This is a genomic window from Clostridium gallinarum (assembly GCF_014836325.1).
Taxonomy (GTDB): domain Bacteria; phylum Bacillota; class Clostridia; order Clostridiales; family Clostridiaceae; genus Clostridium; species Clostridium gallinarum.
Map to the genome: position 1 here is coordinate 1 of NZ_JACSQZ010000070.1, position 15,952 is coordinate 15,952.

17 protein-coding genes are annotated in these 15,952 nt (G+C 26.2%); 2 read left to right on the forward strand and 15 right to left on the reverse strand.

The window, feature by feature from the left end:
• Positions 1 to 75: 75 nt before the first annotated feature.
• The 6 genes from H9660_RS14080 to H9660_RS14105 form a co-directional block, all read right to left on the reverse strand.
• Entirely contained in the window at positions 76 to 432 is a 357-nt protein-coding gene (locus tag H9660_RS14080; protein ID WP_191751014.1) for a hypothetical protein, read from the reverse strand.
• Between the two features lie 4 nt (positions 433 to 436).
• On the reverse strand, positions 437 to 1,150 hold the full coding sequence (locus H9660_RS14085; protein ID WP_191751015.1) for a hypothetical protein: 714 nt from the start codon (positions 1,148 to 1,150) through the stop codon (positions 437 to 439).
• A gap of 11 nt (positions 1,151 to 1,161) precedes the next feature.
• A complete protein-coding gene (locus H9660_RS14090; RefSeq protein ID WP_191751016.1) occupies positions 1,162 to 1,704 on the reverse strand; it encodes a rubrerythrin family protein in 543 nt (180 codons plus the stop codon).
• Between the two features lie 84 nt (positions 1,705 to 1,788).
• Positions 1,789 to 3,159, reverse strand: coding sequence for a SpoVR family protein (locus H9660_RS14095; protein WP_191751017.1), 1,371 nt, complete (start codon positions 3,157 to 3,159; stop codon positions 1,789 to 1,791).
• 2 nt (positions 3,160 to 3,161) lie between these two features.
• Positions 3,162 to 4,337 (reverse strand): sporulation protein YhbH, encoded by a 1,176-nt coding sequence (gene yhbH, locus H9660_RS14100; protein ID WP_191751029.1) that lies wholly within the window; start codon positions 4,335 to 4,337, stop codon positions 3,162 to 3,164.
• Positions 4,338 to 4,341: 4 nt separating this feature from the next.
• Complete coding sequence (locus H9660_RS14105) at positions 4,342 to 6,264, reverse strand: PrkA family serine protein kinase (protein ID WP_191751018.1); 1,923 nt, start codon at positions 6,262 to 6,264, stop codon at positions 4,342 to 4,344.
• Positions 6,265 to 6,665: 401 nt separating this feature from the next.
• Here H9660_RS14105 and H9660_RS16565 point away from each other — a divergent pair, with 401 nt between their 5' ends.
• Positions 6,666 to 6,794: a hypothetical protein gene (locus tag H9660_RS16565; protein WP_279289601.1), complete on the forward strand. Its 129-nt coding sequence runs from the start codon at positions 6,666 to 6,668 to the stop codon at positions 6,792 to 6,794.
• 97 nt (positions 6,795 to 6,891) lie between these two features.
• Here the strand turns inward: H9660_RS16565 and H9660_RS14110 are convergent, their stop codons facing one another.
• The 5 genes from H9660_RS14110 to H9660_RS14130 form a co-directional block, all read right to left on the reverse strand.
• Positions 6,892 to 7,449 carry a hypothetical protein gene (locus tag H9660_RS14110; protein WP_191751019.1) on the reverse strand — a complete coding sequence of 186 codons (558 nt, stop codon included), beginning with the start codon at positions 7,447 to 7,449 and terminating at the stop codon, positions 6,892 to 6,894.
• Between the two features lie 11 nt (positions 7,450 to 7,460).
• Positions 7,461 to 8,168: an ABC-2 transporter permease gene (locus tag H9660_RS14115; RefSeq protein WP_191751020.1), complete on the reverse strand. Its 708-nt coding sequence runs from the start codon at positions 8,166 to 8,168 to the stop codon at positions 7,461 to 7,463.
• Complete coding sequence (locus H9660_RS14120; RefSeq protein ID WP_191751021.1) at positions 8,168 to 9,001, reverse strand: ABC transporter ATP-binding protein; 834 nt, start codon at positions 8,999 to 9,001, stop codon at positions 8,168 to 8,170. Before H9660_RS14120 ends, H9660_RS14115 begins: the two co-directional genes overlap by 1 nt.
• Position 9,002: 1 nt before the next feature.
• Positions 9,003 to 9,377: a GntR family transcriptional regulator gene (locus tag H9660_RS14125; protein WP_191751022.1), complete on the reverse strand. Its 375-nt coding sequence runs from the start codon at positions 9,375 to 9,377 to the stop codon at positions 9,003 to 9,005.
• 350 nt (positions 9,378 to 9,727) lie between these two features.
• Entirely contained in the window at positions 9,728 to 10,195 is a 468-nt protein-coding gene (locus H9660_RS14130) for a GNAT family N-acetyltransferase (protein ID WP_191751023.1), read from the reverse strand.
• Between the two features lie 108 nt (positions 10,196 to 10,303).
• Between H9660_RS14130 and H9660_RS14135 the strand changes: the two genes are divergently transcribed.
• Positions 10,304 to 11,278: a hypothetical protein gene (locus H9660_RS14135; protein WP_191751024.1), complete on the forward strand. Its 975-nt coding sequence runs from the start codon at positions 10,304 to 10,306 to the stop codon at positions 11,276 to 11,278.
• Between the two features lie 175 nt (positions 11,279 to 11,453).
• Here H9660_RS14135 and H9660_RS14140 read toward each other — a convergent pair whose 3' ends face one another.
• The 4 genes from H9660_RS14140 to H9660_RS14155 form a co-directional block, all read right to left on the reverse strand.
• Positions 11,454 to 11,564, reverse strand: a complete 111-nt coding sequence (locus H9660_RS14140; RefSeq protein WP_191751025.1) for a MetS family NSS transporter small subunit — start codon at positions 11,562 to 11,564, stop codon at positions 11,454 to 11,456.
• 13 nt (positions 11,565 to 11,577) lie between these two features.
• Positions 11,578 to 13,074: a sodium-dependent transporter gene (locus H9660_RS14145; protein ID WP_191751026.1), complete on the reverse strand. Its 1,497-nt coding sequence runs from the start codon at positions 13,072 to 13,074 to the stop codon at positions 11,578 to 11,580.
• 238 nt (positions 13,075 to 13,312) lie between these two features.
• The gene (locus H9660_RS14150) at positions 13,313 to 13,927 is read right to left on the reverse strand and encodes a DUF488 domain-containing protein (protein WP_191751027.1); all 615 of its coding nucleotides are present in this window, start codon (positions 13,925 to 13,927) and stop codon (positions 13,313 to 13,315) included.
• A 9-nt stretch (positions 13,928 to 13,936) separates the two neighbouring features.
• Positions 13,937 to 15,952, reverse strand: a 2,016-nt coding sequence (locus tag H9660_RS14155; RefSeq protein ID WP_191751028.1) for a DEAD/DEAH box helicase, incomplete at its 5' end; no start/stop codon positions are given.

Below are 15,952 nucleotides of genomic sequence, written 5' to 3' on the forward strand. Positions count from 1 at the left end.
TACAATCAATCCATTGTAAATGAAAAGAAAGGAGCTTCGCTAGCGAATTTTTTATCCGCTAATGCGACAGCCTCTTTATTCTTCCTCATAATCTCTATCAGATGAATTATTAAAATTTAATTCATGATTTATCTCAGTCCATATATTATCTTTTATAGATTTTTCATCTATAAAACTTTTTTTTATCTTACAATACTTAACATAAGATGTATTGCATTCATCTAATGCTTTTATAATTTCATCAATAACTTCCCCTACATCATCTGCTCTTTTAACAGCTTCCTTAACGTCACTCTTCTTAGCTTCTGATATATTATTAAGTTCATAAGCACCTCCTATTAATAATCTATAAGAGTTGACTAATGAATTTAAAAGTGTAGTTAAATTATTTATATCAGTATATTGATCCTTTATTAAATGCCTGTAAGCCAATTAATCACCTGCTTATTGACCTATTTTTTATTTCTTTTAAAAATTCCTCATCTATGGTTTCATACATATTTTCAGCCTTAGCAAAATTTTCTTCAACTTCTTCATTACTTTTACAAACTTCCTCTTTATTTACAATTTCACAATTTATATTTCTTATTTTTTCTTTTAATATCTCTCTAGCATCATTGAGTAGGTTATCTATAGTTTCCTCTATAATGTCATAATTTAAATTTTTACAATTCAGTGCTTTTAAGCTTTCATTAAAAATATCTGCAAGCTTACCTATATACTTATCAATTAATCCTTCTTTATCTGATGAAGATAATGGCAGTCTTACCTCAGATATTAGATTTTTATAGTCTTCGTATAATTCTCTAAAGCTCTTTGCATAATAATTTATTAATTCTATACTTTCAGCCTTAGTTTTTCCTATACAATTTGCTGCTCTTAATTCATCTATAAATCTTGCAAAACTAATTATATATTTAATAGTTTGCTCTTCTATATCTTTATCCACTATGTTATTTTTATAATAATTAATAAACTCATCCTCTTGTCTAGTATCATCTATAAAGTCTAAATCCTTAAGTTTATCTCTATTAATAATAGTTCTTTTTTCCTCTGTATCATATTCCATAGAATTATTTTCACTATTATATCTAAAATCTTCACTAAATACTACTGGAACAAAAAACTCCTTGGGTATTGATATAAACATACTCATCCTCCTTAATCATTAGTAATTTTACAATAAGGCTTGTAGTATGCTCTTGGATATTTACATAAAGGACAAACTAGCGGTGCTTCTTCTCCTTCATGAATATAACCACAATTCATACATATCCATAAGGAATTTTCAGGCCCCTTAAACATAGTTCCATCTTCTATTTTATCGTAAAGCTCTTTAAATCTCTTTGCATGATTTTCTTCAACTTCAGATAATTCTTTATAAAAACTTGCTATATCATTAAAGCCTTCTGCTTTAGCTTCCTGTTCAAACTTTTTATAAACATTATCCGTTTCATTTGTTTCACCTAAAATACAATCTAATAAATTATCCTTAGTACAACCTATTAAATTTAAATATGATCCATAAACTTCCCTTGCATGAGCTAATTCATTATGTGCAGTTTCATCAAAAATTTCAGCTACCCATTGATATCCATCCACTCTTGCTTTTTCCGCATATAAAGTATATTTATTCCTTGCTCTTGATTCTCCAGCAAAGGTTCTATAAAGATTTTGTTCAGTTTTACTTCCCTTAAAATCCATTCTAATCTCCTAAAAATTTATACACTTATAGATTATGCAAGGGTTAGTTTAATTGTGAAATAAAAAAGTATTAATGTATTTACACTAATTTATAAATATATTCCTATCTTCATTGCAAACTAATTCTATAATTTTTTCATCTTTATTTTTTGTTATTAGCTTTACCTTATGCCCCCATAAATCTTGTACATACTTTAATGTTTCCTTTGCATAGGAAAGTTCTAGCTCCCTACCATCAAAATAATGTTCTAAAGTAATGGTTAAGTCCCTTCTATTTAAGTCAATAACTCTTATATATGGAATAGATGCTACACCACATGTATCCGATAAATAATTTCTTATTTCTTTCCATCCCTCTTCATCAGATACTTCTTTTATTACATAATCAAAACTCTTCTTTGAATACTGAAATAAATTTAATTCTTCACAAAGCTCTCTAGTTAAGTATCTTCTTAAGAATGAACTATCTCTTTCATTTTTTCTAACTTCAAATATCTTTTCTCTTCCATATCTTTTTTCTATATCCTCAAAAATTTTAAAACCTATATAGTAAGGATTTAACCCTCCAATTATAGGAGCTACTACATCATTATGTCTTTTTAAGAACTCAAAATGAAGTCCATCATCTAAATCTAATGATTTTAATATATTATAGTGCCAAAAGCTTGCCCATCCTTCATTCATAATTTTAGTTTCAATTTGAGGTATAAAATATTGTGTTTCTCTCTTAACTATTCTTAATATATTTTTTTCCCATTCTTCTAAAGAACTATATTTTATAATAAATCCTATTACATCATCACAGGGTTCTAAAGGAATCTTAGATATATTAGGAAATTCAATTTCCTCATCAGTATCTAATATACCTTTATTTTCTTTCTTTGAATTGTATGAAAAAATTAATCTTTCTTTCATTTCTTCATTGGATAATTCCTTTATTCCAATAACTCTTGGTATTTGATATCTTATTGCATGAGCTGCATCTAATACCTTTTCTACTTTTTCATAACCTATACTAGGATCATTTATATAGTTTCTAATAATTTCAGCATCTAGCTTAAACATTTCTAAAACACTTTTTGCATTAGTTCCTTCAACAAATAATCTATTATTAGCAAAAAAGTCGTTATGTCCATAAACATGAGCCATAGTTAATATTTGTAATAATAATGTATTTTCTCTCATTAAATAAGCTAAACAAGGATTTGAATTTATAACCATCTCATAAGGTAATCCTGTCATATTTAATGAATACAAAGTTTTATTTTTATCATAAGCCTTTCCATAACTCCAATGAGGATATTTAGAAGGCATACCCACATATGCCTCATATCCTAACATTTCGTTAAATCCTATTATTTCAAATTCTTGTGGATAAAATTCAAGCCCAAGGTCCTTTGCCTTATTTTCTATGATTTCATTCCACTCTTCTAAAGTGCTAACATTGTATTCCATAATTATTCCTCCTTTAGCTCTTTAGATAGCATTATCTTTAAAGCTTCCCATAAGTCCTTCTTTTCCTTAACTATTACAGATACAAAGTTCTTATTATTTATTTCCTTATTAAATCTATAATACATAGTAGTTGAATAAGTGGAAGGTAATAATTCTGCATATCCAAACATATTACTTATTTCACAAAGTTCTCTAACAGATTCCATTGCTCTTTCATTATCTTCACTCCAGTTATCCCCATCACTAGCATAAACAGGATAAATATTCCACATAGATGGTGGATACTTTTCTTTAATTAATTTTAAAGCTGTATTTATTCCACTAGATATATAGGTACCACCAGACTCTGCTTTATGGAAAAATTCAAACTCATTTACTACCTTTGCAATTGTTGTATGAGATATAAATTCAAAAGCAATATTATTATATTTTCTTTTTATAAATCTAGATAAAACAAAGAATAAAGATCTTGCTAAATATTTTTTACTACTATCCATAGAACCTGAAACGTCCATAATAAATATCATTACAGCATTACTTTCCTTCTTAGGCTTTTTCTTCACCTTGTGATATCTTAAATCATCTTCTTTAAAAGGAAATCTCTCAATTTTATTACTTAATCCAGCTTCTAATAAAGCTCTCTTTTTCCCTTGCTTTCTAGCTATTTTTGCAGCAACAGTTTTCTTTTTTGCAAGCCTTGGATTTATACCATATCTTTGATAACCACGCTTTCTCCCTGAGCTTTCTGTAATTATTTCTGAATACTTTTTCTTATCTAAATTAGGTAACTCTAAATCTTCAATAATATAGTCTAGAAGCTCTTCCAAGGTTACTTCAGTTTCATATATATCTTCTCCCTTAGAATTACCTGCCCCCTTATTTCCTGCTTCTCCAGAACTCTTACTTCCATCTCCTATTTTATCTCCACGCTTTTCTTCTCCAGTTCCAGTTGCAACTCCCTTATTATTTTTACCAAATACAAATTGATATTCTTTTATTCCTCTAATAGGAATTTTAAATTTCTTATTTTTACTTTCACCAATTATACTTTCCTCCGAAAGAATATCCCCTAAATTTTCCTTTATAGATTTTTCTACTAATTGTCTATGCCTTCTTCTATCTTCTATTGATCTATCATGCTCTAATGGATTATCTGCATTATCTCTAAAGATTGCCATTTTATCAATCCTTCCACAAGTTGTTTGCAGCATATTTAAGAATTACATCACAACAATGTAAGCAATATCCACTATCTTGCATTTCCTTAACCATAGAATTATATTTTTCGGCCTGTTCTGAGTCCCTAACTCTTGATTTTGTTATTATTCTTGAAAGATCTTTTACAGATGCCATAAGTTTCTTTTCTATAGCTTCTTTCAATGGTTCATAAGAAGTATAATCTATCTTACTTCCATTTCTAACTAAGTAGAACATATAAGAAGTAACATCTGCTCTAAAACCCTTACAAGAGTTTTCAGAAACACCAATTTGCTCTTCAATGCTTCTCATAAATTCTTCATCTGGATTTAACTCTTCTCCAGTAGACGTATCCTTTATCTTGCTCTTATTAACAAAGGCTTCTGCATTATCAATATAATTATCAAATAAACTTTCAGCTTGTTCTCTAAAGGAATGTATAAAGGCTTTTGTAATTTCTTTTTCTAAAATCTTGTTATATTCTTTTCTTATAGTATCTTGAATAAATCCTAAATATTTTTTCTTATCTTCAGCTGCTATATCTAATTCTTTAACTGATTTAACTATACTTTCCATTATGCTTAAAGGATTAATACAATTATATTCTGAGCTAGATAATGCATTATCAATTGCCTTTATAATAAATCTTGTACTTATTCCCTTCATGCCTTCATAGGAACCAGCTTCTTCTCTAAGCTCGTTAATATCAATTCTCTTTGTTCCACCCTTTTCTACTATTTCTTCTCCATTGTAAATCTTAAGCTTAGTTATAGGATCAACCTTTGCAGAAGATGATAATCTAGTAAGAATTGCAAACATTGCAGCTATCTTCATAGTATGTGGAGCAATATGAGCATTAAAATTACTCTTTTTTAATATTTTTTCATATATTCTAACTTCTTCATCTAATTCTAGACAATAAGGTACTTCTATTTTAACTATTCTATCTAAAATAGCTTCATTAGTATGATCTGATTTAAACTTAGTCCATTCAGCTTCATTAGAATGGGCAATTATAAGACCATCAAAATAAATCATAGAACCTTTTCCTGGTGAAGGAATTGATTTTTCTTGAGTTGCAGTAATAATTGTATGAAGGTATTCAACATCATTTTTAAAAACTTCTATAAATTCAACTAAACCTCTATTCCCAACATTAAAAGCACCATTTAAAGAAAAAATTCTTGGATCATCTTCTGGATACATATCCATTTTAGAAATATCTATAGATCCTGTTAATATAGAAGTATCTTGATTATTTGGATCAACTGGTGGAACTACACCAATTCCCTTTCTTGATCTAATTGAGAATTCTTTTTTCTCTACTGGGAAATTTTCATATTCTCCATTATAATCATTTAATAATTTATACTTACATACTGGACATAAGTCTCCCTCTATTTTAACTCCTAATAACTTTTCAAAATCTTTTCTTAAATGAGTTGGTATTAAATGTAGAGGCTCTTCATGCATAGGGCAACCCTTTAATGAATAAATTGGTTCACATTCTACTAAAGCTTTCTTTAAAGCTTCAACTAAAGAAGATTTACCAGCACCAACTGGTCCAACTAAATATAATACCTGTCTAGCCTCTTCTCCATTCATAGATGCTGAATGAAAATAATTAACTAACTTCATAATTATCTTATCAATACCAAAGAAATCATCCTTAAAGAATCCATATTTTCTTATAGAATCATTGCCGTATATTTTTTTCACCTTAGGATTTTCTTCACCCTTTAGAACTTCTATCCCTTTACTAACTATCATGTCATAAATTCGACTATGTGAAAGTTTAGCTATATCTGGATTTTCTTTAACTATTTCTAAATATTCTAAAAATGTTCCTTCAAATTTTTCCTTACTTCTACTTTCTCTATCACTTTTTATAAATTCCTTGAAATCCAAAATGACTCCCCTCCTTTTTATAAAATATATTCATTAACCTTGTTTATATATGACAAGTATTTTTTATCATAAAAAAAGAGCTTATATTAATTTCGTTCTTCCTCGGTATTTATTCCAAGTTATCTTAAAATTAATATAACCCCTTAAATTCTTATTATATATGAAGAAATTTTTTCTTTTCTATATGTTTTAATTTTATAAAGAATATATTTTACTAATACTACTGTATATATAATATTATTATGAAAATACTATATTGTACAAAGAAATATATTTTTTTGATAATTTAATAACTATCAAACTTGATAAATTAATAACTATTATTTTTTAGTAACTTTTATTGATAATTTGATTATAATATAGTATAATCAGATTAATAAAAACATAAAGGGGTGTTATACATGGACGGAATAGCATGCATGCTTAACAAAAAGTGTAGAAGAGAGAAATCAGAGGAAATAGTAAAAAATTTAAATGATGAACAAGATTCATATGAAAAGATTTATGGTAAAGAAGAAAATAAGAATTAATAATATAATTCAATAAAAAAGTGTTAAAACTGAATAAATAAAATTATAAAATCCATGACACTTATCATGGATTTTTATTATTTAAAATTAAATTTTATTATTCTAAATTGTACGGATCTATTGAGTTATCTATAAACTCTACACTACTACTAGAAAAGGCATTTCCTATTACAGTATTTTTATTAATTCTACGCTTAAAGTATTGAACATTATATCTGATAGTCATTCTATTAGTATCAAAAACTTCTTTATCAAATTTTATTCCCTTAGAAATTTCAAAGACATATATTCTTTCCTCCTTTGGATCGAAAAATGAACTGTATTCCTCCATTCCCTCTTTATAATTATAATAGTATTCTCTTTGCTTTAAATCATATCCTGTAAATGTAGGTGATCCTTCTGCACCTCCTGAAAATTGCAGACTTATCTCACGAAAACTAGCAATATAATTTGTAGTATTTTTTATACTTACTTTTATTTTATAAGAACTGTCATCTTCTTCAAATCCAACATACTTTATTATAGGCTCACCTTGTTCAAAATTAGTTGAATCAATATATAAAACTTTATTACCTAGTATAAATTTAAATCCTAATATAAAAAATAAACTTATTATAAAAATACTTAAAGTTATAGAAATAAATTTTTTATTCATTTTGCAGCCCCCTATCCTATATCTCTTTTATTATATATTTTCAATGATATATACATTGAAAATAAAAAGATAATTACTGCTATCATGAATAATAAAATAATATATATAGTACTTGCTGTAACTCTATAATCGTAATTATTAAAATTAATTATGCTATGAAGTAAAACTCCTATCTTTCTTGATACACTAATTAAAAATGTTTCTTTTCCATTTTCAATAAAATTAACTATAGTATTTTTGGTAGAAATAAAATATCCAATGAAAATAGTTATAAAAGGTGCTACTATCCTACTAACTCTATATTTATATTTAAAAATAAGTGGAAGTGTTATAGAAAAACTAAGTAATATAGTTAAATAACTTACAACTACATCTTGTAACACCATAACTCTAACTGAATTTAAAATATTTATTCCAAAAAATATATACATAAGAATATTTGATAAAAATAATAATAAAAGTATTAAAATATATTTTGAATAAACTACATCTTCTCTTTTATTTGGAAGACTTAATATATAACTTTCACTATTATTTAAGCTATCATAATAAAAAGTATTCATAACTACCATATAAGTAATTATAATTGGTAAAATAGTTGGAAATATATATGATAATCCACTTAATAAAAATAATCCAACTATACAGGTTAATATAACAGCTTTTAATGATCTTATCTTTAATGATACTAACAAGTCTTTCTTAATTAATTGAAGCACTACTTCTCCCCCCTTATATAGTGATACATTATATCTTCTAAGTTTGGAACACTTATATTTTCAGAAGTTAACCCCTCTTTATTTATAAATAAACCTTCTTCATAATATTTATTTTTCTTATAAGATATAAAGTTTAAATTACTATTTTCAATTTCTTCTTTTGAACCTCTAAAAATCCTAAATCTTTCTTTTATCCACTCCATATCTTCACTGAAAACTAATTTACCTTTATTAATAAATGTTATATAATCTGCAATTCCATCTAAGTCTGATGTTATATGGGTTGAAATAATTACACTTCTATTTCCTTCTTCAATTACTTCTTGAAGAAGTCTTAAAATATCCTTTCTAACTATAGGATCTAAACCTGCTGTTGGTTCATCTAATATAATTAATTTTGCATCATGGGATAAAGCCCCAGCTAACATAACTTTAATAGCCTCACCTTTAGATAAAACACCTATATAACTTCTAGTTTTAATACCGAAGCTTTCAATATAGGAATCAAATAATTTTTCATTAAATTTTGAATAAGAATCTTTTAATATTTTTTTATAATCCTTAATCTTTAAATGTTGATAAAAATTAAAATTATCAAATACAAAACCTATATTTTCTTTAATAAAAATTTCTTCCTTATAAATATCTTTATTAAAAATCTTTATTTCTCCCTCATTAGGCTTTACTAATCCAAGAAGCATTTTAATTAATGTTGTTTTACCTGATCCATTTGGTCCAACAAGTCCCATAATATATCCTTCTTTTAATTCAAAAGAAATATTTTCAAGTTTAAAATTTTCTCGAGTTTTACTTAAATTCTCTACCCTAATCATCCTATTCTCCTTCATAAAGCAAATCTATCATATTCTTAATATCACTCTTTTTTAACTTAATTGATCTTGATATATTTAAAATATCTTCAAGCTTTTCTTCTATTTCTTTCAATTTTTCTTCATAAACTAACTCCTTATTATAATAAGAAACATAACATCCTTTTCCACCTACAGTTTCTATAAATCCTTGCCTTTCAAGCTCATCATAAGCTCTTTTAGTAGTTATAACACTAATATTTAAATCTTTTGCTAAAGATCGTATAGATGGTAACTTTTCATTTGGACTTAAAGTTCCATTTATAATTGCTTCTTTTATAGAATTTACTATTTGCTCATAAATAGGAAGCTTAGAGGAGTTACTAATTAATATTTTCACTATATCACCTCGCATTCTGCATTATCCGTTAATACTGTATATATTTAATATATACAGTTTACAAGCAAATGTCAATAATTTCTAAATATATTTATAATAAAATTTTTAAAGTTTTATATCTAGGTTCCATTTCAATTCTAAGATAATATAAAAATTAATAAGTATACAAAAGTGTTAAAGTATCATATCCAATTTCCGCATTACAGCTCCAACTCACCTTGCTATGATACTTTAACACTTGCAAACTGAAATAAGGAAATTATTAAAGGAGTTATCTATAAGACAACCCCCTCTAACATTACTCTAAAACTCCTCAAAGAATTTTCTACATAATTCTTAATTTTTCCTTTTTAAATTTTCTCCATTCTTATAGTTTTCTCAATCATTCCCATAGATTTATAAAATTCTATTGCACTTTTATTAAAAAAGCACACTCCTAACTCTAGACTTTCTGCCCCATTAGCTTTAACTAAATCATATATATAATCAAATAGAATTTTCCCAAATCCCATTCTCCTAAAATTTTCTTTAATACATATTTCATCTATATACGCAAAATATTTATCTCTTAACAAATCAAAATCTTTAATTTCTATATATCTTACTAATGCATATCCAATAATATTTTTATCTATTGTAATTACTAAAACTTCCATATATTCATCACTTAGCAAATCATTAAAATAAGCTTTACATATTGTTTTTCTAGTTTCTTTATATATATCTGGTCTATTTTTTAAATGGTATGCATGTAATTCCTTTGAAATACTACTTATGTCTTTATAATCCTTTAAATTTGCATGTCTAATCTCTACCAAATAAATTCACCTCTAATTTTATAAAAATAATACTTTAATATATGGTAACATTCTAAAAAGTTCTACCTATAATAAATTATAAAGTACTATAAATTTAGGAGTTTATAAATGAATTTTAATGATGATGATTCTATTCTATATCCAGATGACTCTAGATTAAGGCCACCACCAACTGAAAATTCTAGACAAATGTTCCCTGGACCTTTTCAAATGTTTCCTGGAAATCCATCTCCTCAAGGCAGTAATTTAAACGTTGGTCCTCCACCTAATTTTATACCTTCTAAAGATACGGCAGGTGTTAAAAGTCTAAACCAACAACCTCAAGGAAAAAATAAAAGTAAAGGAAATAGTCCACAAACTAAAGCTGTAAGTCCTGGATCTATTAGTTTTTGCTTATTTAAATTTACTTATATCTGGGAAAGAAGTGGTAGAAATTATTGGGCTTTCTTATTAAATGTTGATAAAAAAAGTGTTTCTGGACTTCGTTGGTTTAGAGGAACTTGGGTTTACTTTGGCGTAGATATAAATAAAATAGATTCTTTTATTTGTTATAGAGGTGACTTAGGCTCTGAAAGAAATATTATAAAAGATTCTTTTTTATTAACTAGAAAAGAATATAAGACAAACGGAACTAAAGACATCTATGTAAAAATTCTTTCTTCTATCGAAGTTCCAGAAGAAAGAAATGAATTTTTAGTTAATTACTTAGGAGAATTTGATGGAAATGATTTAACTATGCAAGTTCCTTGTAAACAAAGAAGAACTACAAGTTATAGAATAATTTTAGAAGTTAAATATCCTGAAGACTTTAATAAAAATTTAATTGAAGAAATTAATGAGATTGCTACAGAAGCTTCCATTGAAGCAGTTAGACACTTAGATGAATTTAGGGATAACAATAAATTTTTAACACCTCTTGAAGTATTTAATACCTCAACAAAAAACATAGGTAAAACTATAAAAGTTTTTTCTGAAGAATTTAATGTAAAAATTAAAAAACTTAAACTTCATAGAGATATATCAAAACAAGTAGAGTATAGTATAACTCAGGAAAAGATAGAAGAACCTTGGAGAGTAGTTTAGTGTTCGCTTTGCTCACACAATTAAAAATTAATAATTAAGAATGAAAAATTAATGAAAAAACTCCTTTCGGAGTTTTGTAAATCAAATAATTTTTAATAAAATAGAAAATGGAGCTATCCTTTGGATAACTCCATTTTCTATTTTATTTTAATTTGGGAGAAAACAATTTTAATTTCTATAAAGATTGTTTCTTTTCGTTATACATTGTTATTCCAAAAGTTAGGGCTAAGCCTCCCCATAGTACTGTTGCTCCTAATGCAAAAAATATTAATGCTTCTCCTGTCATTTTAATACCTCCTTTATTTTACTTCCATAAATATATTTTTATTTTGCCATTTCTTTTTACTTATGAATAATGCTAGTAATATTCCAAATCCAATTATACTCCAACCGTATGCAAATAGAGCTGATAATTCATAGCCACCGTAAGGAGTTTTTATTTCCGTTAATATACTTTGAACTAACATAAATATCAATATTGCTGGTGTTACAAACTTAACACAAATATTCCACCACTTACCTACTCTAAAATAAGATATTTCATTAGTATGTTCTCTGATTAGTTCTGGGCTAGCAATCCAACCAATTAAAAATACTTCTAATAATCCAACCACAACTATTCCATAATTATTTATAAAATTATCAATAATATCTAATAAATAAAGTCCTGCTCCTGTAGCATAAAGACTTCCTATTAAAATACCAATTAAACAAATTCCTGCTACTACCTTATTTCTTGCCCAACCAAATTTATCTATAAATGGTGCTGATACTGCTTCAATTAGGGATACTGAAGAAGTTAATCCTGCAAATAATAAACAAATAAAAAATAATGTTCCCAATATATTTCCTAGAGTCCCCATTTCATTAAATACTGCTGGAAAGGCTACAAAAGCAAGTCCAACTCCACTTGAAACAACTTCATTCATTGGAACTCCTTTAAGATTTGCCATAAATCCTAAAATTGAAAATACAGCAATAGCTGATAAAAATTCGAAGCCACAATTTGCAAAAGCAGTCATAAAAGCACTATTATTAATATCAGTTTTCTTAGGTAAATAACTTGAATATGTAATCATAATTCCCATTGCTAAACTTAAAGAAAAGAAAACTTGTCCATAAGCTGCTATCCACACCTTTGGATCCATAACCTTTGACCAATTTGGAGTAAATAATGTATTTAATCCTATAGTTGCTCCTTCTAAATTTACTGCTCTTATTGCAATTATTATCATAATAACTACAAGAGTAGGTAAAAGAACTTTGTTTGCCTTTTCTATACCTGCTTTAATCCCTTTATAACAAATAAACCAATTTATAAGCCAAACTAATATTGTTCCAATTAATATTGGTGTAATAAATCCTCCAAATTCAAAAGGTGATTTTGTAAGTTTTATAAAATCTACATGAAAGAAAGTATTACTATCATTTCCCCAAGCCTTTGTGAAACTAAATTTTAAATAATTTACTGTCCAACTTAAAATCATAGAATAATAAGTTAATATTATAAATGCATTAATAGTTGGCCACCATCCAACCCATTCCCATCCTTTTCTTACCTTAGATATTGCTAATGGTGTTGATCCCTTATATTTATGTCCAAGTCCATATTCTAATATTAATAAAGGAATTCCAGCTGTAAAAATAGCAAAGAAATATGGTATTAAAAATGCCCCACCACCATTTGTATATGCTATATAGGGAAATCTCCATATATTCCCTAATCCTACTGCTGATCCTATAGCTGCAATAATAAATCCTAATTTAGAACCCCATTGTTCTCTTTTTTCTTCCATTTTTCTGCCCCCTTTATCTTTATAAGTTTATAATATATATTATATTAAAATATTAATATAATCAACTTATTTTTAATATACTAATATATTTATTTTTCATTTTTTAATAATAAAATATTTTTATTCTTTTATTATTATCATTTTATCAAAGGAACACTGTGTATCTATATAAAAAATAAGCATCTAGCAATTTTAGATACTTATTTTTATTAATATTTAACCTATTTTATTTTTTTATCTATTTTAAATTTTCTATTCTATATCCAATTTCTTTGTTTGCTAGTCTATATCCTTCATTTATCATTTCCTCAGTACTCATTTCATTACCTAGTAGTGCATCTATAGTTAATTGAGATCTATCTGGAAAATATTTATCTAACACTCTTTCATCTATGTAAGCTTGATCTTTAATACTTAAATCATCTAAAATATGCATAACGTTAAATCCAACCTCTTTTAATGCTCTACCAACTAAAATACTTCTATGACATCTTATAGGATCTTGCATTGCTCCAAGTAATGCAATTCTATATCCTTTATTACAACCATCTTTAAGTCTTTCTATTCCTCTAATAAAATCTTCCTCATGTACTACTTTTTCAAAATCAGAATACCCTTCCTCATTATAAGAAATTTTATTTATTCTCTTTGCTGCCAGCTCCTTTGCCATATAGATGTATATAAAACCAGACTTTGTTAAACTATACTTTATTCTTTCCTTATCAAAGTGAACATTGTATTTAGAATAAGGTGTTCCTCTAATATCTACAACTGTATCAATATTATAGTATCTTAGCATTTGTATTAATTTTTCCATTGAATAATTTGAATGACCTATAGTGTATATATCCATATTATTTTACTAACTAAAAAGATTTAGTAATTCCTCCTCTGTAATTGAATTTAATTTATCACCATTTAGTGACTTTCCATCTATTACTTTGCTTATTAACTCCTTCTTTTCTTCTTGTAATCTAACAATCTTTTCTTCTATAGTATCCTTTGAAATTAATTTTATAACTTCTACTACATTTTTTTGACCTATTCTATATGCTCTATCTGTTGCTTGATTTTCTACTGCTGGATTCCACCAAGGATCAAAATGCACAACTACATTTGCAGATGTTAAATTAAGTCCTACTCCTCCAGCCTTTAATGATATTAAGAATATTTTTTTACTACCTTTATTAAATTCTTCAGCTAATTTTAATCTTTCCTTTGCACTAATACTTCCATCTAAATATAAATATTCTATATTATTAGTATCTAACTTATTTCCTATTTTATTTAAGGCAGAAGTAAATTGAGAAAATATAATTATTTTTTTATTAGCTTCTAAAACTTCCTTTATTATTTCTTCTAAAGTTTTTATTTTAGAACTTTCTTCTTTAAAATCCTCTATTAAAAGTGATGGATCTAAACATAATTGACGAAGTTTAGTTAAATAAGAAAATATAAGAATTTTACTTTGTTTGCTTTCCTTTAGTTTCTTTTTAACTTCTCTTAAATATCCATTGTAAACTTGCTTTTGCTTGCTTGACATTGGAATTATATATTCTTTTTCAATCTTTTCAGGTAATTCATCTAAAACATCTTCTTTTAATCTTCTTAAAATAAAGGGAGAAATAAGTTCCTTTAACTCCTCTAAATCTTTATCACTATCTCTAGTAAACTTCATTTTAAAATTTTCTTCTGAAAATAAATACATAGGCATTATAAAATCAAATATTGACCAAAGTTCTAATAAATTATTTTCAATTGGAGTTCCTGTTAATGCTATTTTACAGTTAGCTTTTACAGATTTAACTGCTTCTGAAACCTTTGAAGCTTTATTTTTAATATTTTGCCCTTCATCAATTATACAAAAATCAAAAGTTTTATCTTCATATAAAGAAATATCTCTTCTTAATGTTCCATATGTAGTTAATAAAACATCATAATTATTAAACTCGTCTAAAATATTCATTCTTTCTTTTAAGCTTCCATGAATAATTCCAACCTTCAAATCAGGTGCAAATTTTTCAAACTCACTTTTCCAATTATAGATAACTGATGTTGGAGTAATTATTAAACTTCTTTTTCCTTCTCTAGACAATAATAAAGTTATAGTTTGAATAGTCTTTCCAAGTCCCATATCATCTGCAAGAATTCCTCCAAAGCCTAATTCTTCAATTGTTCTTAGCCAGCTATAACCTACTTTTTGATACTCCCTAAGCTTAGCATTTAAATTATCTGGAACCTTATACTCTTTATCTTTATTTTTTAACTTTTCTAATAAAATATTTATTTTTTCTTCTCCAGATATAAAAGGTAGCCTTTTATTAACTATTTTATTTTCTAAATGAAGTAAGTCAAATTTATTTACTTCTATTTCTTTTTCATAACTATCATTAAATAAATTTAATTCTTCCAAAGCTCTAAAAAATCCTACTAGTTTTTCATCCTTTAAATCTAAGAAACTACTTCTTTTAGTTTTATAAAAAGCACTTCCTTTTCTTATTGAATTTAAAACTTCTGGAATTTCCTCATATTCTAATCCTTCTATTTTATAATCAAAATAAAATCTTTCATTAAACTCTCTTAAATTACTAACAATATCAGTAGAATTTATTAAATTAATATCTTTAAAATCATTAGATAAAATAACCCTACCTATTTTATTTAAAAATTCTAATCCTTCTTTTAATAAAGTGTATCTATCCTCTTCATTTCCTATAAAAATAAAATACTCATTTTTTCTTATAAACTTATATCTTTCAAGAGACATTTCTAACTTTTCAATAAATCTATCATCTTTAATTCCATCTAAAGAATTAATATAATCTATTTTTAAATCACAAATAATATTATCTCTTTCCTTTTTTATATAAAACTTAGG